Origin of the sequence: Campylobacter sp. US53, assembly GCF_004378995.1 — a bacterium.
GTDB classification, from domain to species: Bacteria; Campylobacterota; Campylobacteria; order Campylobacterales; family Campylobacteraceae; genus Campylobacter_D; species Campylobacter_D jejuni.
On the sequence record NZ_RYYH01000031.1, the window covers coordinates 1 to 263 of the forward strand.

Below are 263 nucleotides of genomic sequence, written 5' to 3' on the forward strand. Positions count from 1 at the left end.
GTCGCCACGGATAACGATTTCGCCGGTCGCCAGGTCATGTTTAATATCGGCGTCGGTGCCAACCAGATTAACCTGATTCAGGAACGAGTTCAAATCGTAGATACCGATATCTTCATCAATAACGTCGCTGATTTCTGCTTCAGCATAGGGTACGCTGTTGATCGATTTGGTCATGATGAATGAGCCTTTGCTCAACATGATTGACGGGTTGATCTGAGAAAAGTTTTTCAGGATATCGATGGTGGTTTTAGATAATTTCATGT

The 263-nt window shown here is 43.7% G+C and carries 1 protein-coding gene; it reads right to left on the reverse strand.

Translation table 11 applies throughout. From position 1 onward, the window contains the following. Nucleotides 1–261: LCP family protein (locus ELQ05_RS08600; RefSeq protein ID WP_208336097.1), on the reverse strand; the 261-nt coding region annotated here is incomplete at its 3' end. Nucleotides 262–263 lie beyond the last annotated feature (2 nt).